Origin of the sequence: Crystallibacter permensis, from assembly GCF_025960875.1 — a bacterium.
GTDB lineage: Bacteria > Actinomycetota > Actinomycetes > Actinomycetales > Micrococcaceae > Crystallibacter > Crystallibacter permensis.
Window position 1 is genome coordinate 1 of the sequence record NZ_JAODLR010000034.1, and the last position, 26,418, is coordinate 26,418.

General features: G+C 64.2%; 21 protein-coding genes and 1 tRNA gene. 11 read left to right on the forward strand and 11 right to left on the reverse strand.

Going from position 1 to position 26,418, the window contains the following annotated elements:
• Positions 1-897, reverse strand: an 897-nt coding sequence (locus tag B0G38_RS22045) for a hypothetical protein (RefSeq protein WP_264671451.1), incomplete at its 3' end; no start/stop codon positions are given.
• Positions 898-901: 4 nt separating this feature from the next.
• The gene (locus B0G38_RS22050) at positions 902-1,126 is read right to left on the reverse strand and encodes a hypothetical protein (RefSeq protein ID WP_264671452.1); all 225 of its coding nucleotides are present in this window, start codon (positions 1,124-1,126) and stop codon (positions 902-904) included.
• Positions 1,127-1,290: 164 nt separating this feature from the next.
• Here B0G38_RS22050 and B0G38_RS22055 point away from each other — a divergent pair, with 164 nt between their 5' ends.
• The 3 genes from B0G38_RS22055 (at position 1,291) to B0G38_RS22065 (ending at position 5,657) form a co-directional block, all read left to right on the forward strand.
• Positions 1,291-2,364: an LLM class flavin-dependent oxidoreductase gene (locus tag B0G38_RS22055; RefSeq protein ID WP_264671453.1), complete on the forward strand. Its 1,074-nt coding sequence runs from the start codon at positions 1,291-1,293 to the stop codon at positions 2,362-2,364.
• 49 nt (positions 2,365-2,413) lie between these two features.
• Positions 2,414-4,300, forward strand: coding sequence for an ABC transporter ATP-binding protein (locus B0G38_RS22060; protein WP_264671454.1), 1,887 nt, complete (start codon positions 2,414-2,416; stop codon positions 4,298-4,300).
• Between the two features lie 91 nt (positions 4,301-4,391).
• Positions 4,392-5,657: an ROK family transcriptional regulator gene (locus B0G38_RS22065; RefSeq protein WP_264671455.1), complete on the forward strand. Its 1,266-nt coding sequence runs from the start codon at positions 4,392-4,394 to the stop codon at positions 5,655-5,657.
• A 373-nt stretch (positions 5,658-6,030) separates the two neighbouring features.
• Here B0G38_RS22065 and B0G38_RS22070 read toward each other — a convergent pair.
• Together B0G38_RS22070 and B0G38_RS22075 are read right to left on the reverse strand one after the other, a co-directional pair.
• Positions 6,031-6,104, reverse strand: a tRNA-Arg gene (locus tag B0G38_RS22070).
• Between the two features lie 15 nt (positions 6,105-6,119).
• Positions 6,120-6,782 (reverse strand): hypothetical protein, encoded by a 663-nt coding sequence (locus tag B0G38_RS22075; protein ID WP_264671456.1) that lies wholly within the window; start codon positions 6,780-6,782, stop codon positions 6,120-6,122.
• Between the two features lie 98 nt (positions 6,783-6,880).
• Between B0G38_RS22075 and pcrA the strand changes: the two genes are divergently transcribed.
• The 6 genes from pcrA (at position 6,881) to rlmN (ending at position 15,286) form a co-directional block, all read left to right on the forward strand.
• On the forward strand, positions 6,881-9,268 hold the full coding sequence (pcrA, locus tag B0G38_RS22080) for a DNA helicase PcrA (protein WP_264671457.1): 2,388 nt from the start codon (positions 6,881-6,883) through the stop codon (positions 9,266-9,268).
• 120 nt (positions 9,269-9,388) lie between these two features.
• Positions 9,389-10,414 (forward strand): mechanosensitive ion channel family protein, encoded by a 1,026-nt coding sequence (locus B0G38_RS22085; protein ID WP_264671458.1) that lies wholly within the window; start codon positions 9,389-9,391, stop codon positions 10,412-10,414.
• A gap of 273 nt (positions 10,415-10,687) precedes the next feature.
• A complete protein-coding gene (gene sucC, locus B0G38_RS22090) occupies positions 10,688-11,851 on the forward strand; it encodes an ADP-forming succinate--CoA ligase subunit beta (RefSeq protein ID WP_264671459.1) in 1,164 nt (387 codons plus the stop codon).
• Between the two features lie 16 nt (positions 11,852-11,867).
• Entirely contained in the window at positions 11,868-12,788 is a 921-nt protein-coding gene (sucD, locus tag B0G38_RS22095; RefSeq protein WP_169997142.1) for a succinate--CoA ligase subunit alpha, read from the forward strand.
• 161 nt (positions 12,789-12,949) lie between these two features.
• Positions 12,950-14,005, forward strand: coding sequence for a zinc-dependent alcohol dehydrogenase family protein (locus B0G38_RS22100; RefSeq protein ID WP_264671460.1), 1,056 nt, complete (start codon positions 12,950-12,952; stop codon positions 14,003-14,005).
• 45 nt (positions 14,006-14,050) lie between these two features.
• The gene (gene rlmN, locus B0G38_RS22105) at positions 14,051-15,286 is read left to right on the forward strand and encodes a dual-specificity RNA methyltransferase RlmN (RefSeq protein WP_264671461.1); all 1,236 of its coding nucleotides are present in this window, start codon (positions 14,051-14,053) and stop codon (positions 15,284-15,286) included.
• A gap of 110 nt (positions 15,287-15,396) precedes the next feature.
• On the opposite strand, the gene B0G38_RS22110 is transcribed toward rlmN, so the two are convergent.
• Genes B0G38_RS22110 through B0G38_RS22125 form a run of 4 tightly spaced genes read right to left on the reverse strand, consistent with a single transcriptional unit; the run spans position 15,397 to position 21,229 of the window.
• Positions 15,397-17,886 carry a GcvT family protein gene (locus B0G38_RS22110; protein WP_264671462.1) on the reverse strand — a complete coding sequence of 830 codons (2,490 nt, stop codon included), beginning with the start codon at positions 17,884-17,886 and terminating at the stop codon, positions 15,397-15,399.
• A gap of 22 nt (positions 17,887-17,908) precedes the next feature.
• Positions 17,909-18,886, reverse strand: coding sequence for a formyltetrahydrofolate deformylase (gene purU, locus B0G38_RS22115; protein WP_264671463.1), 978 nt, complete (start codon positions 18,884-18,886; stop codon positions 17,909-17,911).
• A 27-nt stretch (positions 18,887-18,913) separates the two neighbouring features.
• The gene (locus B0G38_RS22120) at positions 18,914-20,827 is read right to left on the reverse strand and encodes a BCCT family transporter (protein ID WP_264671464.1); all 1,914 of its coding nucleotides are present in this window, start codon (positions 20,825-20,827) and stop codon (positions 18,914-18,916) included.
• 51 nt (positions 20,828-20,878) lie between these two features.
• On the reverse strand, positions 20,879-21,229 hold the full coding sequence (locus tag B0G38_RS22125; RefSeq protein WP_169997245.1) for a bifunctional 3-phenylpropionate/cinnamic acid dioxygenase ferredoxin subunit: 351 nt from the start codon (positions 21,227-21,229) through the stop codon (positions 20,879-20,881).
• 297 nt (positions 21,230-21,526) lie between these two features.
• Here B0G38_RS22125 and B0G38_RS22130 point away from each other — a divergent pair, with 297 nt between their 5' ends.
• Positions 21,527-22,729 (forward strand): NAD(P)/FAD-dependent oxidoreductase, encoded by a 1,203-nt coding sequence (locus B0G38_RS22130; protein WP_264671465.1) that lies wholly within the window; start codon positions 21,527-21,529, stop codon positions 22,727-22,729.
• 85 nt (positions 22,730-22,814) lie between these two features.
• Positions 22,815-24,011, forward strand: coding sequence for an aromatic ring-hydroxylating oxygenase subunit alpha (locus B0G38_RS22135; protein ID WP_169997151.1), 1,197 nt, complete (start codon positions 22,815-22,817; stop codon positions 24,009-24,011).
• On the opposite strand, the gene B0G38_RS22140 is transcribed toward B0G38_RS22135, so the two are convergent.
• From B0G38_RS22140 to B0G38_RS22150, 3 genes are all read right to left on the reverse strand, one after another.
• Complete coding sequence (locus B0G38_RS22140; RefSeq protein WP_264671466.1) at positions 23,985-24,788, reverse strand: IclR family transcriptional regulator; 804 nt, start codon at positions 24,786-24,788, stop codon at positions 23,985-23,987. The genes B0G38_RS22135 and B0G38_RS22140 overlap by 27 nt on opposite strands.
• A gap of 102 nt (positions 24,789-24,890) precedes the next feature.
• Entirely contained in the window at positions 24,891-25,709 is an 819-nt protein-coding gene (locus tag B0G38_RS22145; RefSeq protein WP_264671467.1) for an IclR family transcriptional regulator, read from the reverse strand.
• 115 nt (positions 25,710-25,824) lie between these two features.
• Positions 25,825-26,418: M24 family metallopeptidase (locus tag B0G38_RS22150; protein ID WP_264671468.1), on the reverse strand; the 594-nt coding region annotated here is incomplete at its 5' end.

A 26,418-nucleotide genomic window follows, 5' to 3' on the forward strand; every position in this document is an offset into this window, starting at 1 on the left:
CAGCTCGGCCCGGCCGGCCGGCGGCGTACCCGGTTCCCGCGGCGGGAGTTCCTCGACGGCTGTTTGTCCGATGCGGTGGGTCAGGCGTACCAGGCACGCGTCCAGCCAGGCCGCCAGCCGCCGGCCCGCTACCAGCTGCTCCACCGCCGACCGGTAATCCAGCTCCTCGAATCCCCGCACTCCGGCATCGGCAACCAGAACGGTACCCGCAGCGCTGGTCGCGGCCTCGGCGTTGGCGGCAGCACTGGTAGGGTTCAGCGCGTTACTGCTGGTGTTGCTGGCGGTGGCGGTGGCGGTGGCTTGGAAGAGTTTGAACCAGTCGGCGGGGGTGCCGGCGGTGATCCGGCGCAGGCGTTCGGCGTAGTACTCCCCGTGCGTTTCGGAGAACACTTCCGCGGGCAGTCCTTCGAGGTCTTCGGCGGGGCCCCAGTTCGCGGGGAACGGGCCGGACGGCGGCCAACTGGCCCAGGCTTCCTCGCGTTCCCAGGCCGCGAAGTCAGCGAGGCCTGCGCTGGCACCCAGGTGCTCCGGCTCCCCGACCCGGGCGGGAACCTCCTGCCCGGCGAGCGGGTCCTCGCCGTAGGATTCCAGCTTCGGCGGGTCCAGGACCGGGCCGCGGGCCTCGGCGTAGATCTCCTCCATATAGCCGGCCATCGTGGCGTGCTTCGGCGGTTTGCCGGCCGCGATATATTCGCGTGCCTGTGCCAGGCCGCGTTTGCGGTCCCGGGCGCAATCGTGGTCCAGGCGCTCCAGGGCCTTGCGCAGGGCCTCCTGCCGCTGCGCGGGAGTCACGGGTCGGGCCTGCTGAAGACACCGCAGCGAAAACCCGTGCTCCGCGGACTCTTGTCCGGGGGCCGGGGAACCGGGAACCGCTGCCGGTTGCTCTTCCGTTGCCATGACTTCAGTCCATCATCCGGCCATGACAATACAGAGACTTATTCACACCGTCTGACGGGTTCCACGGAAGTTGTTCAAAATTCTTTTCCGCACCAGTTTCCTTGAGCACGGCAGGAAGCACACCGGCGTCGACCATACGGCACAGCCCGCATTTCGGCAGTGGGTATCCAGCGAGCCAGTAAGCCGCGGGTACCCCGCGAACCGGAAACGAGAGCTTCTGCGTTGCCATGAGTCCAGTCCATCACCTGCCCCCGACAACCAACGGCGAAAACAACACCGTCCACACAAACAGCCGGAGCATTTCTGATCTTTAGGACTCTTCCCCTGTAGCCGAGCGCTGCCTGTACGGCAAAGCGTCAGTGATGTGCGTAGCGTCGCCGTCGAAAGGGGAATATGAGCCTCCGATTAGAGGTTGCGGCAGGTATGGAACTCGGCATCTACAGCTTCGGCGACCTCCACCCCGATCCGCTGACGGGGGAGCGGACATCGCCGCAACAACGGATGGCGGATCTGCTGGAGCGGGCACGGCTGGCAGATGAAGTGGGCCTTCACTATTTCGGGGTCGGGGAGCATCACCGCCCGGACTATGCGGTCTCTGCTCCGGTTCCCGTGCTGGCCGCGGCGGCCGCCCAGACCCAGAACATCAAGATTGGCTCCGCCGTCACGGTGCTGAGTACCGAGGACCCCGTCCGCGTCTACCAGCAGTTTGCCACGCTCGATCTGCTGTCGGGCGGCCGTGCCGAGCTGACCGCCGGGCGCGGTTCCTTCATCGAGTCCTACCCGCTGTTCGGTGCCGCCTTGACCGACTACGACGAGCTGTACGAAGAGAAAATCGCCCTGCTGCTCCAGTTGGATGAGCAGGAAGAAATAACCTGGAGCGGAAAGTTCCGTACCGCGCTCGACAACGCCAGAATCCTGCCCAGGCCGGCCGGCAAACCGGGCGCTGGGCATTTGGATATCTGGATCGCCACGGGCGGCACGCCCGCGTCGACGGTCCGGGCGGCGAAGCTGGGCAAGAGCGTCATTTACGCCTTGCTGGGCGGCACCGTCCATAGCTTCGCGCAGCACGCACAGCTCTACCGCACCGAAGCCGCCAAGGCGGGGCACGACGTCGGGCGTCTGAAGGTGGGTGTCAGCAGCACCGGTCTGGTGGCGAGGGAGGGGGCGGCGGATACGTTCTATCCCCATTGGCTGGACTCGTTGACCCGGATTGCGGCCGAACGCGGTTTTTCCAAGCCCAGCCGTGTCAGCTACAACATGCAGGCGGCTCGGTCCGGCGGTATCTACGTGGGCAACCCGGAGGAGGTGGCCGAGAAGCTGGTACTGACCCATCAGTACATGCAGCACGACCGGCACATCCTGCAAATGGACCTCTCCTCGGTGCCGCAGAAGACCGTGCTGGAATCCATCGAACTGCTCGGAACCGAGGTGCTGCCGCTGGTGCAACGCGAGCTCTCGTCAGAATAAGACCTAGGCTGTATTAGTACATTCGTTCCCAGTTTCAAAAGGAGTCAGCATGTCCATGGAAGGGGCAGCGTGGAGTTCGCTGTACCGGCTCTCCATGTCGGACAAGGCCAAGCACGGGTTCTCCAAGAAGACCGTCAAACGTACCCTAGCGTTCGCCGCGCCGTACAAGGGCAAGCTGATCTTCTTTGTCATCGTGTCCATCATCTCGGCCGCCTTGGCGGTTGCGACGCCGGTCCTCGCCGGCCAGGTGATCGACGCGATCGTCGCAAAGACAAGTATTGAGACGATCGTATGGCTTGCCATCATCATCGCCATCGTCGCCATCGCTGACGCGGCGCTGAGCATGGTGACCCGCTGGGTTTCCTCCGGCCTGGGCGAAGACGTGATCCTGGACCTGCGCACGGCGGTGTTCGATCATGTGCAGAAGATGCCGATTGCGTTCTTCACCCGTACGCGCACCGGTGCGTTGGTCAGCCGATTGAACAATGACGTGATCGGTGCGCAGCGGGCCTTCGCCGGCACGCTTTCCGGCGTCGTCAGTAATTTTGTGGCTTTGGTGCTGACACTGATTGTCATGCTCAATACGTCCTGGCAGGTGACTCTGCTGGCGCTTGTTATGCTGCCCATTTTCCTGCTGCCGGCCAGGCAGATGGGGTCGCGGCTGGCGGAGATGCGCCGCGAGGCCGCCAACCACAACTCCGCGATGAGCACGCAGATGACCGAGCGCTTTTCGGCCCCCGGCGCCACCTTGGTCAAGCTCTTTGGCCGGCCCGAAGAGGAGTCCCGGGAGTTCAAGGTCCGGGCCCAACGGGTGCGCAACATCGGCATCAAATCCGCGGTCCTGCAGTGGACCTTCGTGACCGCGCTGACCCTGGTCTCCGCGCTGGCGCTGGCACTGGTTTACGGTCTGGGCGGGTTCTACGCCATCATCGGCCAGCTCGATCCGGGGGACGTGGTGGTGCTGGCGCTGCTGCTGACCAGGCTGTATGCGCCGTTGACCGCCCTGGCCAATGCGCGTGTGGAGATCGCCAGCGCCCTGGTCAGCTTCGAGCGGGTCTTCGAGGTGCTGGACCTCGATCCGCTGATTAAGGAGAAGCCCGACGCCGGTGCTGTCCCGCCGGGACCGGTCATCGTTGAATTCAAGGACGTCCGGTTTGCCTATCCATCTGCCGACAAGGTTTCGCTGGCGTCGCTGGAAGAGGTCGCCACACTGGACACCCGCGGTGGCGAGGAGGTGCTGCACGGCATCAACTTCAAGGTGGAGCCGGGACAGACCCTGGCGCTGGTCGGGTCTTCCGGCGCAGGCAAGTCCACCATCGCCTCACTGCTGGCAAGGTTGTACGACGTCGACTCCGGCTCCGTGGAACTTTCCGGCGTCGATCTTCGTGACCTGAGCTTCGATTCGATCCGCTCCACCATCGGGCTGGTGACCCAGGACGGGCACCTGTTCCACGACACCATCCGTGGCAACCTCACGCTGGCCCGCCCGGAGGCTTCGGATGAGGAGATCTGGGACGTACTGCGCCGGGCCAGGCTCGAGCCGATGGTCCGGTCCCTGCCGGACGGGCTGGAGACCATGGTGGGGGAGCGCGGCTACCGGCTTTCCGGCGGCGAACGCCAGCGGATGACCATTGCGCGGCTGCTGATCGCGCATCCGCAGGTGGTCATCCTGGATGAGGCAACGGCTGCACTGGATTCGACCAACGAAGCCGCGGTGCAGGCTGCCTTGACCGAAGCACTCGAGGGGCGCACCGCCGTCGTTATTGCGCACCGGCTGTCCACCATCCGTTCCGCGGACCAGATCCTCGTGGTCGAGGGCGGGGAAATCGTGGAGCGGGGCACCCATCTTGAACTGCTGGCCCGCAGTGGACGCTATGCCGAGCTGTACCGGACACAGTTCCGTACAGAAACGACCGGAACGCCTGCCGTGCCCTGAGCAGCAAGAGCCCGCGTGCCCTGGGCGCCGCGCGGGCTTTTTTATCAGTGCTATCCGGTCCGTCATTCGTTACAGTGTCATAGGTTGACCTATGTCACAGCAGAGTTTTGGGGAGCAGGGCTCATTGATGCAGCGCGGTAGCAATCTTGGCCGTCTTGGCGGCTATAACCAGGCGGTGATCCTGGATGCGATCCGCCGCGCCCCCGAAGGCATCGCCCGGGTTGAGCTGGTTGAGCGCACGGGCCTGTCGCCGCAGACCATTTCCAACGTAGTGCGCCGCCTTGTCGACGACGGACTGGTGCGGGAAGACCGCAAGACAGTGTCCGGGCCGGGCAAACCCCGGACCGTGCTGGAGCTGGAAGTTTCCAGCCGCATTGCCATCGGCATCCATCTGGATCCTGCCGTCATGACCGTGGTCGCCCTGAACCTGCACGGCGAGGTGGTGGCCAGTACGGACCACCGGATGCCTGGCGTGGGCGAACCGAATGGCATCGTGTCCCAGATGGCGGCCGCCGTCGAAAATCTGATTGCAACCGCAGGGCTGGACCGCGACCGGATCCTGGGCGTGGGCCTTGCCGCGCCGGGGCCGATCGACGGGATCGAGGGCATGATGGTTTCGCCGCCGATGCTGCCGGGCTGGGACCGGGTGCCGCTGCGGGTGCCGCTGGAGGAACTGATCGAGCTGCCGGTGTGGCTGGACAAGGACGTGACGGCGGCTGCAGTCGCCGAGCTCTGGGCGAGCGACAGGGATGCGCCGTCCAGCTTTGCCTTCATCTATCTGGGCACCGGGCTTGGCGCCGGGGTGGTACTGCAGAACGAGGTGCAGCACGGTTCCTCCGGAAACATCGGCGAGATCGGGCATTTCCCGGTGCAGGACGAAGTGCCTTTGTGCGAATGCGGCCGGCGGAACTGCGTTGGCATGAGCCTGAATTTCGTGACCCTCATCCGGCAGGGCATCGAAGCCGGCGTCTTCCCCGAGAACCACGACGAGCAGGGGCTGGACGGGACAACTGCGGCTATTTTCGAACTGACCAGCATGGCCGGAGCGGGCAACGCCGAGGCGCAGGCCATCGTGCACCGGGCAGCACGGAATCTTGCATTCGTCGTGGCGCAGGTGGCCAATGTGCTCGACGTCCAGCGGATTATCTTTGGCGGGCCGCTCTGGGACGGCCTGGCCGGGGTTGGTCTGCCGCTGCTGCGCGAGGAGATCCAAAAGCACTTCGTGGCGAGGGACATCCACGAGCTCGAGGTCGTGGGCTCGGACCTTGGCGAGCAGGTAGGAGCCATCGGTGGGGCATGCCTGGTGCTGGACCAGGCCTTCTCGCCGAAGACCCGGGGACTCCTGCTGGAGACGTAATGAAACGTCACATAATGTAGTTGAGGTCACATAAGGCGGATTTTTCCCGGGTTAATCAATTGTTCACCTGCTGGGCTTGATTTAGTCCATCGTATGGATAAACATGGTTACTGACGGCAGGCGTTCGTATGATCGCGCCATCTCTTGAAATGAACGGTTCAAGAGCGGGTGCGGCCCTGGGGAGGGGCGCGTGCCGTCAACCAAGCAGGACAACGGTGATCGCGAGTAGTTCCGGCGAACGGGAAGAAGCCCGGGGCTACAACTTCTCTTTTGAGGGTTCTCGCAGTTGAAATGCTTTGGGATGCACCAAATGCGGTAGCCGCTGGCTGCGCATCCGTGGGGGGATGCGCAGACAGCGGCTTCCCTGTTTAAGTGCCCCTGGCCGGAATCGAACCGACGACCTACCCTTTAGGAGAGGGTCGCTCTATCCAACTGAGCTACAGAGGCGCGAACCTATCCAGCTTACCCTTTTGCCGCCGTCGTTGTTTCATTTTGTTTCCGGCGTGGTCCGCGGAAAACCGCGTAGAGAGCGGCCAGGATGCTCAGTCCGAACAGCACGGATTTCGCGACGGTGAGGAAGCTGGCCAGCGATGCGTCGCCCACCGGATCGGTACTCATGATCGAGTCCAGCACCCAGTTTTCGGCCAGGTCCGCAATGACATACAGCAGGACGGGCGCCCAGCAGAGCCAGCGGAGCAGCCCGCGTTTGAGCTGCTGGCCGATCAGCAGCAGCCAGGTGAAGCCGAACAGCAGCGGGAAGATCGTGTCGGCGGTTTTGTGCCAGTAGTTGTATTGGTCGGCGCCGTCCTCGCCGAAGGCGGTGCGCACGTCCTGCACATACTCGGTGCTGTAACCGGTTACCAGCGTGTCCGGCATGGCCAGGCCGCCGCTCAGCTGCTGGAACTGCGGCATGATCAGGATGAACGAGTACCCGAACAGGAACGCCGAGGCCACCGCGCCGGCGATCACAATCATGTTGGCATTGCCTGCCGCCTTGGCCGGCGTGCGGCCGGTGCTCGGATTGACGACGCCGGATGCCGGCTTTGTGGAGGAAGGGTCACCAGTGCGGGCGTCGGCTGCTGCGGGACCGTGCTTGCGGAGGCGCTGCGCGCGGGACTTGGACATATCTCCATTATGGCCCCGGGCCGGCGACGCGCCTCGGGGCTAGGCCGTGGGCGAATCCGGCGCCGAGTGTCGGTGGGGGCTAATAGACTGATAAGACCATGGATTTTCTGACTGACCCTGCCTACGATGCTCCTGCTCCTGCCTTGCCTGATGCGCAGGAACTGCTGGCCGGGCTGAACCCGCAGCAGGAAGAGGCAGTCAAGCATGCCGGCTCGCCCCTGCTGATCATTGCCGGCGCGGGGTCCGGAAAGACCCGCGTGCTCAGCCATCGGATTGCCCACCTGATGGCGACCAAGCGTGCCCGCCCGGGAGAGATCCTGGCCATCACCTTTACCAACAAGGCTGCCGCGGAAATGCGTGAGCGGATCGAGTCGCTGGTGGGGGACCGGGCGAAGAACATGTGGATTTCCACGTTCCACTCCTCCTGCGTGCGGATCCTGCGCCGGGAGGCCAAGAACGTTGGGCTCAACTCGAACTTCTCCATCTATGATTCGGCGGACACGCTGCGCCTGATCACCCTGGTTGCCAAGGGCCTGGACCTGGATCCGAAGCGCTTTCCACCGAAGTCCATCCAGCACAAGATCTCCGCACTCAAAAACGAGCTGATCGACGACGAAGCCTACGCCGCGACGGCAAACTACTCCGATCCGTTCGAGCAGGCCGTGGCTGAGGCCTATAAGGGCTACACGCAGCGGATGCGCCAGGCCAATGCCATGGACTTCGACGACCTGATCGCCCAGGTGGTCTTCATCTTCCAGGCCTTCCCGGCGGTGGCGGATTCCTACCGGCGGCGCTTCCGTCACGTCCTGGTGGACGAGTACCAGGACACCAACCACGCCCAGTATGTATTGGTCCGCGAACTCACCGGTGGAACGGGCGAATCGGAGCAGGACTTCCCGCCCGGCGAACTGACGGTGGTGGGGGACTCGGACCAGTCCATCTACGCCTTCCGCGGTGCCGACGTGCGCAACATCGTCGAGTTCGAAAAGGACTACGCCAACGCGCGGACCATCTTGCTGGAGCAGAACTACCGCTCCACGCAGACCATTCTGACGGCGGCCAACGCCGTGATTTCCCGCAACCCCAACCGTCCGGCCAAGCGGCTCTGGACCGCGGAAGGGGACGGCGAGCGGATCATCGGCTACGTCGGCGAAAACGAGCACGACGAGGCCCGGTTCATTGCCAACGAGATCGACCGGCTGCAGGACGCCGAGAACCTGCGCCCGGGGGACGTGGCCATCTTCTACCGGACCAACGCGCAGTCCCGTTCCATAGAAGACCTGCTGATCCGGGTAGGCCTGCCGTACAAGGTGGTAGGCGGAACCCGCTTCTATGAGCGCAAGGAAATCAAGGACGCCCTGGCCTACCTGCGCGTGCTGGTGAACCCGGACGACGTGGTCAACCTGCGGCGGATCCTCAACGAGCCTAAACGCGGCATCGGGGACCGGGCCGAGTACGCGGTGGCCGCGCTCGCCGAGCGGGACCAGTTGTCCTTCATGGAAGCGCTGCGCAAGGCCGATGACGCACCGGGCATGGCAACGCGCTCCGTCAACGCGGTGGCCGGCTTCGTGAAGCTCATCGATGACCTCACCGAAGTGGCAAACGGATCCGGGGCATCGGCCGCACTTGAAGCGGTGCTGGAGCAGACCGGCTACCTGGCGGCGCTGCGGCAGAGCAATGACCCGCAGGATGAGTCCCGTGTGGAAAACCTGGCCGAGCTGGTCGCCGTCGTGCGTGAATACGAACGGGACAATGCGGATGGAACGCTCGGCAGCTTCCTGGAACAGGTGGCGCTGGTGGCGGACGCTGACCAGATCCCGGACGCGCCGGATGAGGAAAGCGCTCAGCTGGCCAAGGACCAGGGCGTGGTCACCCTGATGACGCTGCACACGGCCAAGGGACTGGAATTCCCGGTGGTGTTCCTCACCGGCATGGAGCACGGCGTCTTCCCGCACCAACGGTCCATGACGGATCCGAAGGAGCTGGCCGAAGAACGCCGGCTGGCCTATGTGGGGCTGACCCGCGCCCGCAAGCGGCTCTATTTGACCCGCTCGGAATCGCGGAGCCTGTGGGGCCAGAGCCAGTACAACCCGGCAAGCCAGTTCATCGAGGAAGTCCCGCCGGAACTCATCGATTGGAAACGTGAAGGCAGCAAGCGCCCGGCTTTCACATCCTCCGGCAGCTTCGGCTCCAGCCGGTACGGCGGCTCCCATTGGGGGGCCGGTGCCGGCGGAAACCAGGACGTTTCCTCGCTGCCGGGTTCGGCACGGTCCATGGCGCCCGCCGCCGTGCGGGCCGGCCGGGTCCAGCCGCAGAAGGAGGTCATCGCATTGACCGTGGGCGACAAGGTCAACCACACCACCTTCGGAAACGGTACCGTCCTCTCGCTCGAGGGGGCCGGGGACAAGACTGTGGCGAAGGTCAAGTTCGACATCGGCGAGAAGCGCCTGCTGCTGCGTTATGCACCGCTGACCAAGTCGGACTAGGGACGATGTCCCGCCGGCACGGGAAGGCATCCGCGCCGGAACCCGGCGGCACGGCGCAGAAGACACCGCGGCGGCGAACCGCATTTGGTCACGCTGGCATAACAACATAGCGTTTTTCCCATGGACTTGAATGTGGCGGACGTGGATGTAGCCCAGCTGGGCACCCTGGGATTTTGGATGGATAAACCGCTGCGGGTCTCGGTGATTCTGATCGGCGGCTTCCTGCTGAACCTGCTGGTGCGGATTGTCATCCGCCGGATGTCGACGAAGATCGCCAACGGCGAGACGGCGAAGCTTGAGAAACTCGACGCCGATACCATCGGCAAAAACATCAAGGACCCGCGCTACTGGCTGATGCAGGATTCGCCGATCGCGGCCGTGCGCCGGGCCCAGCGGGCACAGACCATCGGCTCGGTGCTGCGCTCCATCGCCACGGTAGTCATTGGGGTCATGACGATCCTGATGGTCATGACCGAACTCGGGTTCGACCTCGGGCCGCTCCTGGCCAGTGCCGGTATCGCCGGTGTGGCCATCGGTTTCGGCGCCCAGACCCTGGTCAAGGACTACCTCTCCGGACTGTTCATGGTGGCCGAGGACCAGTACGGCATCGGCGACGTGGTGGACCTGGGCGAAGCCTCGGGAACGGTGGAATCGGTTGGATTGCGCGTCACGCAGGTACGTTCGGTGGACGGTACGCTGTGGCACGTGCGCAACGGCGAAATCCTACGCGTGGGCAACTCGTCGCAGGGCTGGGCGCGCGCCGTGCTCGATATCCCGGTGCCCTATGACTCCGACGTCGAGAAGGTGAGCGATCTGATCCTGAGCTCGGCCAAGGATCTGCGCTCGGACCCGGACTACCGGCGGCTTATCCTGGACGATCCCGAAATCTGGGGCGTCGAAGCGCTCACGGGCGAATCCGTGGTCATCCGCCTCGCGATCCGGACCAAACCGCTGGAACAGTGGGGCGTGGCACGTGCCATGCGTGCACGTCTGAAGGGTGATCTGGACCGCGCCGGACTGCGCATTCCGCTGCTGAACCAGACCGTCATCAAGGACGGGAGCCCCGTGCTGGTGCCGGCAGGCTCGGAAAGCCACGCCGATGCCTCCGCTGGTGCCTCTGCCAGCACACCGGATGAAAGCCGCTAAGCCAAGCGGTAGCGCAAGCAAAAGGGCCCGCCGGGCGGGCCGTGAGCGACGCGTCACAAAGTACCGCAAAGGGTTACTTTTCTACAAACCATAGAACTGTGCCCTTGATCACTAAAGGGGTACTCTAGGACAGGCGTCGCACGCCAAGGGACTAAAGTTCCCCTTGGAGCGCGAACGGATTTGCACCGAAAAAATGTCCGCCTACGCAGGCACGAAGTGACGCAGATCCGCGCTCCGAGTCAGAAACGACTTCGACGTAGAAGGACACAACCCGTGGACCTGTATGAATACCAGGCGCGCGATCTCTTTGAGGCACATGCTGTACCCGTGCTTGCAGGAATCGTTGCCTACACTCCAGAAGAAGCCAAAGCAGCAGCCGAAAAGATTGGCGGCGTTGTTGTCGTCAAGGCTCAGGTAAAGGTTGGCGGCCGCGGTAAGGCCGGCGGCGTCAAGGTCGCAAAGACTCCGGACGAAGCGTTCGAATACGCCACCAACATCCTCGGCATGGACATCAAGGGCCACACGGTCAACAAGGTGATGATCGCCCAGGGTGCCGACATCGCCGAGGAGTACTACTTCTCCGTCCTGCTGGACCGGGCCAACCGCAACTACCTGGCCATGTGCTCGGTGGAAGGCGGCATGGAGATCGAGCAGCTGGCTGTCGAGCGCCCCGACGCTCTGGCCAAGATTGCCGTTGACCCCGCCGTCGGCATCGACCAGGCCAAGGCCGACGAAATCGTCGCCGCTGCCGGGTTCGCCGAGGAACTGCGCGGCAAGGTCGCCGAGACCATCGTCAAGCTCTGGGACGTCTTCATTAAGGAAGACGCCACCCTGGTCGAGGTCAACCCGCTGGTCAAGACCGGCGCCGGCGACATCGTCGCCCTGGACGGCAAGGTCTCCATCGACGAGAACGCGGCCTTCCGCCACCCCGAGCACGCTGAGCTCGAGGACAAGGACGCCGCGGATCCGCTCGAGGCCAAGGCCAAGGAACTGGACCTGAACTACGTCAAGCTCGATGGCCAGGTCGGCATCATCGGCAACGGCGCCGGACTGGTTATGTCCACCCTGGACGTCGTCGCCTACGCCGGCGAGAACCACGGTAACGTCAAGCCCGCCAACTTCCTGGACATCGGCGGCGGCGCTTCGGCCGAGGTCATGGCCAATGGCCTGGACATCATCCTGAACGACAAGCAGGTCAAGAGCGTGTTCGTCAACGTCTTCGGTGGCATCACCGCCTGTGACGCCGTCGCAAACGGTATCGTCAAGGCCCTGGAAATCCTGGGCGACAAGGCCACCAAGCCGCTGGTTGTCCGCCTGGACGGCAACAGCGTCGAAGAAGGCCGCCGTATCCTCCGGGACGCGAAGCACCCGCTGGTCACCCTGGCAGCCGGTATGGACGAAGGCGCCGACAAGGCCGCCGAACTGGCGAACGCCTGAGGATCGAGGAAAAAACATGTCTATCTTTATTAACAAAGACTCCAAGGTCATCGTCCAGGGCATCACCGGCGGCGAGGGCTCCAAGCACACCGCCCGTATGCTCCACGCCGGCACCAACGTTGTCGGTGGCGTAAACGCCCGCAAGGCCGGCACCTCCGTGACGCACGGCGAGAAGACCCTGCCCGTTTACGGCACGGTCAAGGAAGCCATCGCCGAGACCGGCGCGGACGTCTCGATCGTCTTCGTTCCGCCGGCCTTCACCAAGGACGCCGTGGTCGAGGCCATCGAAGCCGAAATCGGCCTCGTCGTCGTCATCACCGAGGGTGTTCCGGTCCAGGACTCCGCCGAGTTCTGGGCACTGGCACAGTCCAAGAAGGATGCCGACGGCAACCAGATCACCCGCATCATCGGCCCGAACTGCCCCGGCATCATCACCCCGGGCGAGTCCCTCGTGGGTATCACCCCGGCGAACATCACCGGCAAGGGCGGCGTGGGCCTGGTCTCCAAGTCCGGCACGCTGACCTACCAGATGATGTACGAACTGCGCGATCTGGGTTTCTCCACCGCCATCGGCATCGGCGGCGACCCGGTCATCGGCACCACGCACATCGACGCCCTGGCTGCGTTCGAGGCTGACCCCGATACCAAGGCGATCGTCATGATCGGCGAGATCGGCGGCGACGCGGAAGAGCGTGCGGCCGAGTTCATCAAGAACAACGTCACCAAGCCGGTTGTCGGCTACGTGGCAGGCTTCACCGCGCCCGAGGGCAAGACCATGGGCCACGCCGGTGCCATCGTCTCCGGTTCCGCCGGTACCGCGCAGGCCAAGAAGGAGGCCCTTGAGGCCGCAGGCGTCAAGGTCGGCAAGACTCCGTCCGAGACCGCCCACCTGCTGCGCGAGGTCTACCCCGAGCACGAGGAGCCCTCGAACCTCTAAGGGTTCGTCCGCGCAAGCGGGAAGTTCCAAGCTAACGACGGCGGCGCTGTTACCTTCATCGCGAAGGTGACAGCGCCGCCGTCGTACTTTACGCAGCGTGACTCCCCGGCGTGCGGCGCTGGCTAGGCTGGAAGCAGCCGTTCCCGACGCAAGGAGAGCACATGCGCGCCACCATCATCCACGGACCCCGCGACATCCGGGTGGAAGAGCGGCCCTATCCCAAGGTGCAGCGACCCACGGACGTGGTGGTCAGGGTGACCGCGGCTTGCGTCTGCGGCTCCGACCTGTGGCCCTACCGGGGCGTCCGCGAGACGGCGGAGCCGCGCGCCATCGGCCACGAATTCGTCGGCGTGGTCGAGAGCATCGGCGATGCCGTGACGGCACTGGCCCCGGGTGACTTCGTGATCGCGCCGTGGGTGGGCAACTGCGGCGAATGCCCGCAGTGCCGCAACGGCGTCACGGTGGCGTGCGACCACCGGACCTCATGGGGCAGCACCGATGAGCACGGCTTCCACGTCGACGGCGGCCAGGGCGAGGCCGTACGCGTGCCGCAGGCTGAGGCAACGCTGGTGAAGGTTCCCGGCGTGGAGCAGCCGGATGCCGAACTGACAGCCAACCTGCTGGCGCTCTCCGACGTCATGGGAACCGGACACCACGCGGCCGTCGGCGCAGCGGTGGGGCCGGGCCGCTCCGTCGTCGTTGTTGGAGATGGCGCAGTGGGGCTGTGCGGCGTGCTGGCAGCCAAACGCCTCGGTGCGGAACGGATCATCATGATGTCCCGTCATGCGGACCGGCAGGCGCTGGCCAGGGAGTTCGGTGCCACCGACATCGTCGAGGAGCGCGGAAAGGCAGGCGCGGAGGCGGTCCGTTCGCTGCTGGGCGGCGTGCCCGCGGATTCGGTGCTCGAATGCGTGGGGACCAAGGAATCGATGGACCAGGCGCTGCGGTCCACGCGCCCCGGCGGCAGCGTCGGCTTTGTCGGCGTTCCGGCGGGCGGCGCGGAACTGCCCATCGGCGTGCTGTTTGCCAAGAACATCTCGGTGGCAGGCGGGGCCGCGTCCACCCGTGTCTACCTGCCGGAGCTGCTGGCGGACGTGCTCGCCGGCAAGATCAACCCGGGCCGGGTTTTCGACGTCGAAATGCCCCTCGACGACGCGGCCGAGGCGTACAAGGCCATGGATGAACGCCGCGCGATCAAGGTGCTGCTCAAGCCGTAGAGCCGGCGTCCGACTCATTTGCATCGGCATGGGAGAATAGTGTAGATGTCTGTTTTGAATTCTTCCCCCACCGCCACTTCTTCCCGGCCGCAGGTGCGTCCTGCCGTGGAAGGTGCCGAGCCCGCTGTTTCCAGCGACGGCCGACCGCTGCTGCAGTTCAAGTCGCCGCGCGTGAAGCAGCCGCCGACGCATCTGGCCGATCTGACCCTCACCGAGCGCCAGGCCAAGCTCAAGGAAATGGGCCTGCCCGCGTTCCGCGCCAAGCAGCTCTCCACGCACTACTTCCAGCACTACACCACGGACCCGGACGCCATGAGCGACCTGCCGAAGGACCGCCGTGAAGAACTGGTCGCCGAAATGTTCCCGACGCTGCTGACCAAGGTCAAGCAGCTCAAGACGGACAACGGGGACACCATCAAGTTCCTGTGGCGGCTCTTTGACGGCTCGCTGGTCGAGTCGGTGCTGATGCGCTACTCGGGCCGGATCACGCTGTGCGTCTCCAGCCAGTGCGGCTGCGGCATGAACTGCCCGTTCTGCGCCACCGGCCAGGCAGGGCTGACCCGCAACATGTCCACGGCCGAAATCCTGGACCAGATTGTCCAGGCCAACCGGGTGATCGCCGAAGGCGCGCTGGGCGGCAAGCGCAAGGACGGCGGGCACGACGCCGAGCGGGTCACCAACATCGTCTTCATGGGCATGGGCGAGCCGCTGGCCAACTACAAGCGCGTGATGGCAGCGGTGCACCGCATGGCAGCCGAGGCCCCCGAGGGCCTGGGCATGTCCGCCCGCAACATCACGGTCTCCACCGTGGGCCTGGTTCCGGGCATCAACAAGCTCGCGGACGAGGGGATCCCTGTGACGTTCGCGCTGAGTCTGCACGCGCCGGATGACGAGCTGCGTGACGAGCTGATTCCGGTCAACAGCCGCTGGAAGGTCGACGAGGCGCTGGATGCGGCCTACAACTACTACGCGGTGACCGGCCGCCGGGTCAGCATCGAATACGCGCTGATCAAGGACATGAACGACCACGCCTGGCGCGCGGACCTGCTGGCCAAGAAGCTGAACCAGCGCGGCCGCGGTTGGGTCCATGTGAACCCCATTCCGCTGAACCCGACGCCGGGATCCATCTGGACCTCGTCGGAGAAGTCAGTGGAGACCGAGTTCATCAACCGGCTGATTGCCGCCGGCATCCCGACGACGCTGCGCGACACCCGCGGCAAGGAGATCGACGGCGCCTGCGGGCAGCTGGCCGCAGCAGACGACGAAAACGTCGCAGACTAAACGCGGCTAAGCACTAAGCACAAAGCCAAAGCAGCGGCCCCGCTCCTTCCACCTGGAGCGGGGCCGCTGCTGTCCTGTCCGGCACTAACCTGTCAGTTTTCCGTCACCTGCTATCCGCGCAGCCGTTCCATCTTCGGATCGACCAGCGGCTCGGCGGCGATGGTCGCGGCGACCTTCCGGCCGAAGTAGCCGATCTCCACGGAATCGCCCTCCGCCAGGCCGGCCGGCAGCCAGGCGTAGGCGATGGGCCGGCCAACGGTGTAGCCGTAGGCCGCGCTCGTGACATAACCCGCGGGCTCGCCGTGGACGAACACCGGTTCCTTGCCCAGCACTACGGACGTACCGTCGTCGACGGTCAGGCAGCGCAGTTCCCTGGAGGCAGGCTCGGCCCGGCGGGCAGCCAAGGCCTCGTATCCCACAAAGTCCGTCTTGTCCTTGAAGACGGAGAAGCCGAGTCCGGCTTCGTAGGGGCTGTGCTCGGGAGTGACGTCCGTGCCCCAGAGCCGGTAGCCCTTTTCCAGCCGGAGGCTGTTGAAGGCGCCGCGGCCGGCAGCGATGATGCCGTGCTCCTGGCCGGCCTCGAAGAGCAGATCCCACAGCTTCAGCCCGTACTCGGCCGAGGTATACAGTTCCCAGCCGAGCTCCCCGACATAGGACAGCCGCCAGGCGGTGACAGGGATGCCGCCGATGTGGACCTCCTTGGCCCGGAAATAGCGCAGCGAATCGTTGGTGTAATCGTCCTCGCTGACCTTGCCGATGACCTCACGCGCCAGCGGTCCCCACAGCCCGATGCAGCAGGTGCCGCCGGTGATGTCGGAGACATGGACCCACTGTGCCGGATCGGCCGCGGACTGCTTGCGGGCCTCGACCCGGAAATAGTCGAAGTCGATGTTGCCGTTGACACCGAGCTGGAACGTCTCCTCGGCCAGCCGTGCGATGGTCACATCGCTGCGGACGCCGCCGTCGTCCGCCAACAGCAGGCAGTAGGTGACGGCTCCGGGCTTTTTGGCGATGTTGCCGGTGCTCAACCGCTGCAGCAGCGCCAGCGCGCCCGGGCCGGTAACCTCAAGCCGCTTCAGCGGAGTCATGTCATAGAGCGCGACGGCGGTGCGCGTCTTCCACGCTTCGGCTGCGGAGATGGGGGAGTGGAACATCGCGGACCAGTCGTCCCGCTCCGGTGCCTGCCAGGCTTCCGGCAGTTCCTGCAGCAGGGCGCGGTTGGCCTCGTACCAATGCGGACGCTCCCAGGCTGCCGACTCCAGGAAGAACGCGCCGAGTTCGTGCTGGCGAACGTTGAACGGGCTGACGCGGAGATCGCGCGGAGCATCCCGCGGCTGCAGCGGGTGCAGCACATCGTAGATCTCCACGAAGTTCTGCTGGGAAGTTTCGCTGACGTACTCCTTGCTGACCTGGATCTTCTCGAAGCGGGTGGCCTCGCATTCGTGCAGGGGCGTGCGGGACTGGCCTTCCACCAGCAGCTCGGCGACGGCCTTGGCGACGCCGGCCGAGTGGGTGACCCAGACAGCCTCCGCGAGGAAGAACCCCTCGACCTCGGGCGACTCGCCGATCAGAGGGCCGCCGTCCGGGGTGAAGGAGAAGATGCCGTTGAAACCGTCCTCAATCTCCACGCCACGCAGGGCGGGCAGCAGCTCCTGGCTGTCCTGCCAGGACGGCAGGAAGTCGGCTTCGGTAAATTCCAGCCGCGATGGCATCCGGTGCTCGGACATCTGGTCTGCCCGAACCTGCGGCAGCTCGTCCAGATCCACGGGCATGGGGCGGTGGGCGTAGGAACCGATGCCGATCCTGTCGCCGTGCTCGCGGTAGTACAGGTCCTTGTCTTGGTGGCGCAGGATGGGCAGGCGGGCGCCGTTGGGCAGCTCGTTCTGGCCGGCGAGCTCCGGCAGCGCCGTGGTCGTGACGTACTGGTGTGCCAGCGGCAGCAGCGGTACCGGCATGCCGACCATGGCACCGATTTTGGGGCCCCAGAAGCCGGCGCACGAGACCACGATGTCCGCCGGCACTACGCCGTCAGGCGTCTGCGCGCCGGTGACCTTCCCGCCGGACTGCTCAATGCCGGTCACCGCAGTGGAGCCGATGAACTTTACCCCCGCTTCGCTGGCCTTTTCGATCAGCAGCTGCACCGCCCGCGCGGCGGAAGCCAGACCGTCGGAGGGCACATACAGCCCGCCCAGGACCATGTCCCGGTTGATCATCGGGTAGCGCTTCTCGCACTCATCCGGGTCGATCAGGCGGCCCTCAAGGCCCCAGGACGTGGCGAAACCCAGCCGGCGCTTCAGCTCCTGGAGCCGAGCCTCGGTGGTGGCGATCTCAAGCCCGCCGACCTGGTTGAAGCAAGAGCGCCCCTCCGCACTGAGCGAGAGCAGTTTGTCCACCGTGTAGCCGGCGAACTCGGTCATCGTCTTGGACGGGTTGGTCTGGAATACCAGGCCGGGCGCATGCGAGGTGGAACCGCCGGCCAGATGCAGCGGTCCCTGTTCGAGGACGGTGACATTGTTCCAGCCACGCGTGGCCAGTTCGTCGGCGAGGTTGGCGCCGACAATGCCGGCCCCAATGATGACAACGCGGGGTGTGTGGCTCATAGGTATTCTCCTTGGATCGCGGTTAGCGGAAGACGACGGTGCGGGTGTTGTTGAGCAGGATGCGGTGCTGGCAGTGCCACTTCACGGCGCGGGACAGGGCCTGCGCCTCGGCATCCCTGCCCACCGTGACCAGGGACGCGGGATCAAGACTGTGGTCAACCCGGAACACCTCCTGCTCGATGATCGGGCCCTCGTCCAGATCAGCGGTGACGTAGTGGGCCGTGGCTCCCACCAGCTTCACACCGCGGTCATAGGCCTGATGGTACGGCTTGGCGCCCTTGAAGCCGGGCAGGAATGAGTGATGGATATTGATCGCGCGTCCCCGCAGGGCCTCGCAAAGGTCGTCCGAGAGCACCTGCATGTAGCGTGCCAGCACCACCAGATCGGCGCCGTGTTCTGCGACGAGGTCCAGCAGACGCGCCTCGGACTCGGCCTTGGTCGCCGCCGTGACCGGCACGTGGACAAAGGGCAGGCCTGCAGCCTCGGCCATGGGGCGCAGATCCTCATGATTGGAAACAACGACGGCGATCTCCGCACCAAGGCTTCCGGCCTGCCACCGGAAAATCAGATCGTTGAGGCAGTGGCCGAATTTCGACACCATGACCAGCAGCCGCTTGGGGCTGCCGTCATGGATATCGAATTTCATATCGAACCGGTCCGCCACATCCGCAAATTCCTCAGCCAGTGCCGCCGCCATCGCCTGGCGCTTCGCCTCGCTGCCATGGTCCCGTCCGCCTGATTCATCGGCGGTGTACGCCGGGGCAAAAGCCGTCCGCAGGAACAGCGTGCCGCTGACATGGTCATCGAACTGCTGATGCTCGGCAATATCGAAACCCCGCTGGGCCAGGAAACTGGTCACAGCGTGGACGATACCGGGACGTTCCGGACACGAGAGCGTCAGGACAAACGGGGCCGCGTGTTTTCCAGCGTACGCGGGAACACCGCCAGCCGGAAGGTCATCGTTGAGTAGTTCAGTGGTGGCCAAGGCCGTCATAGTCATTTACCTCGCGAGTTCAGTAGAGAAAAATCAGGAGCCGGAGACCGGGGTTGGGCATTTATCGCTGGAAGCGCACTGCTCGTCGCATTCGTGCCTCGTGACGAGGTCGAAATGGACGCCTCCGTGCTGATCTACACCGGACCGAATGGCGCGTTCAACCACTGACGTTGCCAGCCGTCGCCTCAAGGACAGGGGATCCCGGCGCAAGTCCTTGGCCAGGGCGAAGCACAGCAGCAGCATCACCAGGACAAAGGGCAAGGCCGCCACAATGGTTATTCGCTGCAACCCCGAAAGAGCTTCAGCAGGCTGATCGCCACCAGCCAGCAACATGACCGCCGCAACTCCGCCGGTCAGCACGCCCCAGAAGATGACTACCCCTCTGGAGGGCTCCTCGGCGCCGTTGGAGCTCAGCGAGCCCATGACCAGCGACGCCGAATCCGCGCCGGTAACGAAGAAGATGCCCACCAGGACCATTGCGAGAACGGCCACCGCACCCGCGATGACGTTCGGCAGCGGCAGGTTCTGCAGTAGATCGAAAAGGGCGCCGTCGAAGGAGATGGTGGGTTCGCCGTCGACCATGTCGACCAGCCCGTCGCCGGTGTCCGCTGTTTCATCCGCCTTGGACTGGACACCAAACGCCGCCCCGCCGAAGATGGCGAACCAGATCACGCTGACAATGCTGGGCACCAGCAGCACGCCGGTGACAAACTGGCGGATGGTCCGGCCCCGGCTGATGCGGGCGATGAACATGCCTACAAACGGCGTCCAGGAGACCCACCAAGCCCAGTAGAAGATGGTCCAGCCGGACATCCAGGTACGCAGGGCCTCGTCGCCGACGGCTTCGGTGCGTGAAGCCATCTCAGCGAGGTCGCGGGCGTAGTCGCCGACCGCGGCGGGAACCAGATTGAGGATGAAGAGCGTGGGGCCGGCTACGAAAACGATCAGCGCGAGGATGACGGCCAGGACCATATTGATGTTCGCCAGCCACTGGATGCCGCGGCGGATGCCGGAGATAGCGGAAGCGACAAAGCAGACGGTCAGCACGGCGACGATCGCCACCAGGATCGGGGTCGCCAGCTCGCCGACCCAGCCGTTGAAGGCAAGGCCGCTGCCGATCTGCAGGGCGCCAAGCCCCAGCGAGGCAGCTGTACCGAAAAGCGTGGCGAAGATGGCCAGAATGTTGATGAACTTCCCGACCGGCCCCTCGACGGTTTTGCGGCCGAACAGCGATGTGAAGGCCGCGGAGATCAGCTGCTTGCGGCCCAGACGGTACGTCCCATAGGCCATGGCAACACCGACGACGGCGTACATCGCCCAAGGATGCAGCGTCCAATGGAAGAGCGATGTAGCCATGGCGGTCTGGATTGCTTCGGGTGTTTGCCCGTTCACGCTGCCGGGCGGCGGGGCGATGTAGTGGTACATCGGCTCGGCCACCCCGTAGAACATCAGGCCGATGCCCATGCCCGCTGCGAACATCATGGAGATCCAGGAAATGGTCCGGAACTCCGGCTTCTCGCCGTCCTTGCCCAGCGGGATATTGCCGAAGCGGCCCAGCGCGAGCCACAGCACGTAGACCACGAAGAGCGAGGCCAGCAGGATGAAGAGCCAGCCGGTGTTTTCCATAACCCAGTTCAGCGCGTTCTGGGAGGTGGCCGAGAGGTTCTCAGTGCCGAGGAAACCCCACGCGACAAACGCGACGGCGAGGGCGCCTGCTACCGCGAAGACCGTCTTGTCCAAGCCGCGGGGAACCCGACTGCGGCGGGCAGCGGCGTGCTCGGTTTCCGATTCGTGCAGTTCCTGCAGGATCTGCTGATCCAGTGCAGTGTGTTCTGCAGTTGCAGGTTTGGCTTGCTGGTCATCGCCCAGCGGCTCCTTGCGGATGAGCTCCGTGAGCTCGTCGTCGGGACTGCCATCCTCAATTGCAAGATCGTTGTTCGCTGACATGAAAATCCTTTGCTAGATGACCAGGGCCTCTGCGGTGCACGTGCTGCCGGTTTATACGTGTCCGTCTACGGTCAAACCAGGCGGAAGATTCGGAGCATCGTCTGATTCGCGGACCATAATGGTTCCGTCTACTACCTCGACTTCGTGGACCCGGACCGGCAACTTCGCCGGCGGGGCGTCTACATTGCCCGTGCGTAAATTGAATTTGGAGGCGTGCAGCGGGCACTCCACTTCGCAGCCCTCAACCCACCCATCGGCTAGAGATGCGTCCTGATGGGTGCACGTATCGTCGATGGCGAAGAGCTCGCCCTCCTCTGTATGGAAAACAGCGATGGGCGGTGACGTATCCAAACGAATCGCATCTCCGGGTGCCAGCTCTTTCAGTGGGCATGCCTTGTGCATGGAGCGAACCTCTTTCATAGCCGGCCGCTCTTTGGCGGCAGTTCCGTCATGAACAACTGCGTTCACAATAGGCAACAGCTTGAGCGTTGGAGGGGGCACCTGTCAAGGTTTTTTTGTGTTCTAGCCCACACAATTCATCGACGTCGAAAATTACGTGTTTGTGACTCTTGACACAGCACTTCGCGACCTCCATGCTGTTTCACATAGCGATGCGAGTTGCGGTAGACGCAATTGAGCAATGCTTCTTAGCCAGAAGGTGCAGGAGTGCACCTCTCCAGTGTTGTGAAAGGCCAATCTATGCAGACTCTTGTAGTCGTGGGGGCGTCCCTGGCCGGACTCTCCGCCGCACGGGCAGTGCGGGCCCAAGGCTTTGCCGGCAGACTCGTCATCATCGGGGACGAAGCTCCCCGCCCGTATGATCGACCGCCGCTGTCCAAGGACTTCCTAGCCGGCAAGATCGGCCTGGAGGACCTCGCTCTCGAGGAAGCCGGCGAGGACCTGAACGCCGAATGGCTGCTGGGAGTCCGTGCCGAGCGCTTCGACGCCCAGTCTCTGACACTCACGCTCAACGACGGACGCAGTATCACAGCAGACGGAGTAATCATCGCTACCGGCGCCTCGGCCCGGGGCCTGACCGAACTGCAAGGCATGCAGAACGTTTTTACGCTGCGCACACTTGCCGATGCGCAGGCGCTGCGGCCCCAGCTGCTTCCCGGGCGTCGCCTGGTGGTCATCGGTGCAGGATTCATCGGAGCGGAAACCGCTTCCACAGCCAAGGCAGCCGGCATGGAAGTGACCGTGGTGGAAAGGTCGGTTGCGCCGCTGGCAGGCCCGCTCGGCGCGCAGATGGGGGCCGCGGTGGCCGGCCTTCATGAAGCAGCCGGAGTGGAACTGCTCTGTGGGACTGGCGTTTCCTCCTTCACGATGAGCGGAACCTCGGTGAGCGAAGTTGTCCTGGACAATGGCAGGCGGCTGCCTGCCGACGTCGTACTCGTTGGTATTGGAGCGCAACCCAACGTTGAATGGCTGGAAGGATCGGGCATCGCACTGGACAATGGCGTCCTGTGTGATGCCATGGGCCGGACCAACCGACCCGGTGTATCCGCCGTCGGCGACTGTGCCGCGTGGTACGACCTGCGGGCCCAAAGCCATCAGCGGGTAGAACACTGGGCCGGGGCGAACGAACGCCCGGCTCTCGCCGTGGCCGCCCTGCTGGACGAGAACGCAGTGCAGCAGCCGGTCAATCCGCCGTACTTCTGGTCAGACCAGTACGGATCGCGAATCCAGTTCGCCGGCCATGCCAAGGGCTACGACAGGATCGAGATCGAGCAAGGCGACGTCGCCGAGCGCAGCTTCCTGGCCGTGTACTACGCAGGCGCCGAACCGGTAGCCGTGCTGGGTGTAGACCAGACCCGGCAGTTCACTAAGTGGCGCAAATTCCTGAACAAGAACGCCCAGCAGTACATGGTCCCGGCAGGGGAGTTCGCTGCCGCCTCTTGAGGCCGGGCAACACTTCCTGCTGCCGCAACCATTCCAGATTCCTGATTGCACCTTCCCGCTTCTCGTATTTCCAAGGAGTATCCCTATGACCGCCGAAATTATCTCGGAAAGCCTGATCTCAACCCTGCCCGGCAATACCTATGTCGACGAGGACATTTTCAGAACCGAACAGGAGCGCATCTTTGAGCAAATGTGGTTCTGCGCCGTGCGTTCGGAGGACCTGGCCAAGCCCGGAGCTTACAAGACCGTCCAGATTGGCCGTGAGTCCGTCATCGTCACCCGCAACCGCAAGGGCGCCATCCGGGCGTACTACAACATTTGCCGGCACCGCGGAGTCAAGCTGTGCATGGAGGAATCCGGTGAAGCCGGCCGTTCCTTCCAGTGCCCCTACCACGCCTGGACGTATGACTTTGATGGCAAGCTGATCGCGGCCCCCAACCTCACGAAGATGCCTGACATTGACCGGGAAAAGTACGGACTTGTCCACGTAGCCGTGCGCGAATATCTCGGCTATGTCTGGCTCTGCCTGGCCGATGAGCCGCCGTCGTTCGAGGACGACGTTGTCGGCGCCATCGAGGAGCGCCTCGGCGATGTCCAGGCTATCGAGAGCTATGACGTTGCCAGCCTGAAACTGGGCCGGCGTATCACCTACGACGTGAAGGCGAATTGGAAGCTCATCATCGAGAACTTCATGGAGTGCTACCACTGCGCAACAATCCATCCCGAGCTGACGGAGGTGCTGCCCGAATTCGCGGATGGACTGGCGGCGCAATACTTTGTCGGCCACGGCGCGGAGTTCGGTGACGACGTCAAGGGCTTCACCATCGACGGCTCGGAAGGTGTGGACCGGATTCCCGGCATCGGCGACGACCAGGACCGCCGCTACTACGCGATTACGATCAAACCGACAGTCTTCGTCAACCTGGTGCCGGACCACGTCATCATCCACCGGATGTTCCCGATGGCCGCGGACCACACGATCGTCGAATGCGACTGGCTCTATCTGCCCAGCGTTGTCGAGAGCGGTAGAGATCTCACGTCGTCCGTGGAACTATTCCACCGGGTGAACCAGCAGGATTTTGACGCCTGCGAACGCTGCCAGCCTGCCATGGGCTCCAAGATCTATGCCAAGGGCGGGGTCCTGGTTCCCAGCGAGCACCACATCGGTGCGTTCCACCACTGGGTGCAGGAAATGCTCGACGGCACCGGCACGGTCTCAGGTCCCGTTGCCGACGCCGTACCCGATGCTCCTGAATCACTCGGGGCTGTGACCCATCCGTGAACTGATATCTTGCCCGGCCTGTTTGAGATCCTCAATCAGGCCGGGCATTTCTCTGGGTTTGAAGCGGAATGACGGGCCTGAAATGCTGACGGCGCCGATGACTGTGCCGAGGTGGTCATATACGGGAACCGCGATGGCGCTGAGGCCGATCTCGAATTCTTCGGAAACGACGGCGTACCCTGAGCTGCCCACCTCGAGCAGCTCCTTCTCAAGTTCCTGCTTGGAAGTTATGGTCCGGGCGGTTTGGGCGAAGAGTCCGGTCTCCTTGAGGATCTTTTGCCGCTGCTCAGACGAGAGCGCGGCGAGCAGCACCTTGCCGCTGGAGGTGGCATGGAGCGGCGTAAGGCTGCCGATCCAGTCATGGGTGGACAGGGTGGAAGGGCCCATGGCCTGATCCACGTTGACTGCGAAATTGGAGCGCAGGACGGCCAGATTTACCGTTTCCTTGTACTGGTCGGCCAGAGCTTCCAGGATCGGACGGGCTTCGCGGACCAGGCTGAGCCTGCCGGGAATGGAATTGGCCAGGCGGAGGATGCTGAAACCGAGCTGATACTTGCCGCGCTCGGAGTTCTGCTGGACCATGCCCCGCTGGTCGAGCGAGGCCAGGAGCCTGGAGGCAGTGGATTTGTGCACGCCCATTTCTTCGGCAATCTCGCTCACCCCGGCAGACCCGGTCCGCGCGAGTATTTCGAGGACCGTGATGGCGCGGTCGACCGACTGAACGCCGCGGCCGGCCTCCGGACTCTCATCGTCCACATTAAATTCTGTTGCAGGCATATCAACATCGTCTCAGACACGGGGATGCTGCGGGCACCACACGAAGCCGAACCGCGTTACCGCTTCGACGTTCAGACATGGGAACCCTTTCACCGTGGGGAGTCAGTCCGGGCTGCCGCCGAGGCGGATGGTGACTTTGCGTGCGGCTGCTCGGCAGGCTTCCAGCAGTGATTGCAGTTGTTGGGTGGATACCCTGAAGCGGGGGGCTGCGAGCATGACGCAGGCTGCGAGGTTGCCGCGGTGGTCGAAGACGGGGGCGGCGACGCCGACTTCGTCCAGCGAGGTCTCTCCGTAGTTGGTGGCGTAGCCTTGCGAGGAGACCTGTTTGAGCCGTGTGAGGTATTCCTCCACGTTTTCCTGGGTGGGGGCGGCGAGGATGATTTGTCCGCTGGTGAGCCGGGTCCGCGCCCTTTCGGTTCCTTCGCCGGCGAGGAAGACCTGGACGGAGGAGCTGGCCGCGGTGTTGTAGCGGGTGCCCAGGGGGGTGGTGTGTTTGACTTGCTGGCGGCTGGGGAGCTGTTCTACGCAGACGGACTCGCTGCCGTTCCAGATCATGAGGGCGCTGGTTTCGCCGGTGAGTTCGGTCAATTCCTGCAGCACGGGGTAGGCGGCGCGGCGTTCGTCGAGGTCGGCGAGCAGCGGTCCCGCGACGGCTATCAGTCCCAACCCCAGTTTGAACCGGCGTGACACGGCGTCGCGTTCGACCAGGTTTTCCTGTTCCAGGGTGGCCAGGATGCGCGATACGGTGCTTTTGTGCAGGGCGACCTGTGCCGCTATCTCCGTTACTCCTTGCAGCGGTTGTTCCGCGGTGAAGCAGCGGAGGACCTCGATGGCGTTGACCAGGACGGAAGCGCCGCGCGCGTCGGAGGTACCGGCGTCGTTCGCGGGTGCGGGTGGACCGGGTGCTTTTGTATCACTCATGATGGTGTCCATTCTGGCCGGTGAAAGGGTGAAAGGGTGAAAGGGTGAATGCGGCGCAGACGGTGTCCGTCTGCGCCGCATTCATTCCGGGTTCCGCCTTCCGGGGGGTGCGGGGTTAGGCGTCGATGATGTTGTTTTCGGGGCCGAAGCCGAATTTGGTGATGTTCTCGACGGCGCCGTTTTCGCCGATGACGAGGATGTCGTGTTCGCGGTAGCCGCCGGCGCCGGGTTCGCCGTCGAGGACGGTGATCATCGGTTCCATGGAGACGACCATGCCGGGTTCGAGGACGGTGTCGATGTCTTCGCGCAGTTCCAGGCCTGCTTCGCGGCCGTAGTAGTGGGAGAGGACGCCGAAGGAGTGGCCGTAGCCGAAGGTGCGGTTCGGGAGCAGGCCGTGGCCGATGTAGATTTCGTTGAGTTCGGCGGCGATGTCCTTGCAGACGGCGCCGGGCTTGATCAGTTCCAGGCCGCGGCGGTGGACCTCGACGTTGACGTTCCACAGCTCCAGGGAGCGTTCGTCGGGCTGGCCGAGGAAGAGGGTGCGTTCGAGGGCGGTGTAGTAGCCGGAGGTCATCGGGAAGCAGTTCAGGGAGAGGATGTCCCCTTGCTGGAGTTTGCGGGTGGTGGCCCAGTTGTGCGCGCCGTCGGTGTTGATGCCGGACTGGAACCAGACCCAGGTGTCGCGGACTTCCTGTTCGGGGAAGGTGCG

What these genes read in the sequence shown, in the direction of transcription:
- B0G38_RS22050 (WP_264671452.1), bottom strand. Translation starts at nt 1,126, where the DNA reads ATGGCAACGCAGAAGCTCTCGTTTCCGGTTCGCGGGGTACCCGCGGCT.
- B0G38_RS22055 (WP_264671453.1), top strand. Translation starts at nt 1,291, where the DNA reads ATGAGCCTCCGATTAGAGGTTGCGGCAGGTATGGAACTCGGCATCTAC.
- B0G38_RS22060 (WP_264671454.1), top strand. Translation starts at nt 2,414, where the DNA reads ATGTCCATGGAAGGGGCAGCGTGGAGTTCGCTGTACCGGCTCTCCATG.
- B0G38_RS22065 (WP_264671455.1), top strand. Translation starts at nt 4,392, where the DNA reads ATGTCACAGCAGAGTTTTGGGGAGCAGGGCTCATTGATGCAGCGCGGT.
- B0G38_RS22075 (WP_264671456.1), bottom strand. Translation starts at nt 6,782, where the DNA reads ATGTCCAAGTCCCGCGCGCAGCGCCTCCGCAAGCACGGTCCCGCAGCA.
- pcrA (WP_264671457.1), top strand. Translation starts at nt 6,881, where the DNA reads ATGGATTTTCTGACTGACCCTGCCTACGATGCTCCTGCTCCTGCCTTG.
- B0G38_RS22085 (WP_264671458.1), top strand. Translation starts at nt 9,389, where the DNA reads ATGGACTTGAATGTGGCGGACGTGGATGTAGCCCAGCTGGGCACCCTG.
- sucD (WP_169997142.1), top strand. Translation starts at nt 11,868, where the DNA reads ATGTCTATCTTTATTAACAAAGACTCCAAGGTCATCGTCCAGGGCATC.
- B0G38_RS22100 (WP_264671460.1), top strand. Translation starts at nt 12,950, where the DNA reads ATGCGCGCCACCATCATCCACGGACCCCGCGACATCCGGGTGGAAGAG.
- rlmN (WP_264671461.1), top strand. Translation starts at nt 14,051, where the DNA reads ATGTCTGTTTTGAATTCTTCCCCCACCGCCACTTCTTCCCGGCCGCAG.
- B0G38_RS22110 (WP_264671462.1), bottom strand. Translation starts at nt 17,886, where the DNA reads ATGAGCCACACACCCCGCGTTGTCATCATTGGGGCCGGCATTGTCGGC.
- purU (WP_264671463.1), bottom strand. Translation starts at nt 18,886, where the DNA reads ATGACTATGACGGCCTTGGCCACCACTGAACTACTCAACGATGACCTT.
- B0G38_RS22120 (WP_264671464.1), bottom strand. Translation starts at nt 20,827, where the DNA reads ATGTCAGCGAACAACGATCTTGCAATTGAGGATGGCAGTCCCGACGAC.
- B0G38_RS22125 (WP_169997245.1), bottom strand. Translation starts at nt 21,229, where the DNA reads ATGCACAAGGCATGCCCACTGAAAGAGCTGGCACCCGGAGATGCGATT.
- B0G38_RS22130 (WP_264671465.1), top strand. Translation starts at nt 21,527, where the DNA reads ATGCAGACTCTTGTAGTCGTGGGGGCGTCCCTGGCCGGACTCTCCGCC.
- B0G38_RS22135 (WP_169997151.1), top strand. Translation starts at nt 22,815, where the DNA reads ATGACCGCCGAAATTATCTCGGAAAGCCTGATCTCAACCCTGCCCGGC.
- B0G38_RS22140 (WP_264671466.1), bottom strand. Translation starts at nt 24,788, where the DNA reads ATGCCTGCAACAGAATTTAATGTGGACGATGAGAGTCCGGAGGCCGGC.
- B0G38_RS22145 (WP_264671467.1), bottom strand. Translation starts at nt 25,709, where the DNA reads ATGAGTGATACAAAAGCACCCGGTCCACCCGCACCCGCGAACGACGCC.